Source organism: Nocardia sp. NPDC004278 (assembly GCF_053602975.1).
Genome location: NZ_JBSGEQ010000110.1, coordinates 1 through 1,477, shown reverse-complemented (window position 1 = coordinate 1,477; position 1,477 = coordinate 1). Strand labels below are relative to the sequence as shown.

Genomic DNA, 1,477 nt, shown 5'->3' with positions numbered 1-1,477 from the left:
CGTCATGACCGGGGTGGAGGTCATCACGCACCGAGACAGCCCCATCCCCCGGCCCACTCGGGTCGGCGACAGGAGCGTTTCGGTCACCCGCCGAGTCCGCGCCCGACGCGCGCGGAACCCAGGGCCGCGCCGCGCCGCTATCCCGCGACGAGGATGCCTGCGCCGGCGCGGAAAGCGTGCTGGGGCCAGCAGTGTAACCGCCCTCGGCACCCGGTTCCCCCACAGCCTGCGGGCGTTGCCGCGCTTCTCGCGCGACCTGCTCGACACCAACCCCCCGGCGGACGGCCTCACGCTGCCATCGCGCAGCCTGCCCCACATGCGCCGCCCTGAGCATGCGCACCATGGCGGCCACGGCGGACCTCACCGCGGATGGGTCCATGCCCAGACTTCTTCCGGCTGCGCTGTAGCGCCAGTCGAGAACGTACTGCGCGAACGCCTCCCCCTGATGGACTGTCCGCAGCCCGACCGATCTCTGCGCGGTCTGCGGGTGTTGCCGCGCTTCTCGCGCGATCTGCTCGACACCGACCCCCCGGCCGACGGCCTCACACTGCCATTCCACAGCCTGCCACACATCCGCCGCCCCGAGCCTGACTACCGCGGCGGCCACGTGCCGGTGCACCGTGGCCGCATTAATGCCGTCAAGCCGTCTTGCGGCTGCTGTGTAGTCCTCGTCGATGGCGAACTGCTCGAGCGCCTCCCCTTGCTTGGATGTCAGTTCCCGCACGGGGGCGCTCGGGACTCCCGCGCCCGGTTCCTGCGCGGTCTGCGGGCGTTGCCGCGCTTCTCGCGCGACCTGCTCGACACCAACCCCCCGGCGGACGGCCTCACGCTGCCATCCCACAGCCTGCCCCGCGTGCGCCGCCCCGAGCCTGCGCACCGCACCTTCCACGCTGGACTTCACCGAGGATGGATCTATGCCCAGACTTCTTCCGGCTTTGTTGTAGCCCCCGTCGAGAAAGTACTGCGCGAGCGCCTTCCTTTGAATGTCTGTCGGTGCCCGGACCGATCTCTGCGAGTGTCGCCGTGCTTCTTCCGCGATCTGCTCGACAACGACCCCCCGGTCGTCGGCATCGCGCTGCCAATCCACAACCTGCCACACATCCGCCGCCCCGAGCTTGCGTACCGCGCTGGCCACGTGCTGGAACACCGTGGCCTTGTTAGTATCGCCGAGCCGTTTTCCGGCTTCTTTGTAGCTCTCGTCGATGACGTACTGCTCGAGTATCTCCCTCTGCCTGGGTGTCAGTACTAGCTCGGGGCGCCGCACGGGGGCATCGGCCGGTGAGTGCGGTGCGCCGATCGGTGTGGTACCCGGAGCGGCGGTGCCGTCCGCGCCGCCCGGGGTGGTGCGCGAGACGCCGTCGGGGGCAGTACCGGGCCGGTCGCTGGGGAATGCTCCGCCCGTTGCCTCGGCCACGCCCATGTCCTCGCCGAGCTCCTCGAGAAACTGGCCCGGGTCGTCGAAGTCTCGGATGCGCTC

The 1,477-nt window shown here is 69.9% G+C and carries 1 protein-coding gene; it reads right to left on the bottom strand.

Annotation, left to right across the window (positions count from 1 at the left end):
* The coding region (locus tag ACWEO2_RS44255) for a hypothetical protein (protein ID WP_452410871.1) at positions 1-1,477 on the bottom strand (1,477 nt) is incomplete at both ends.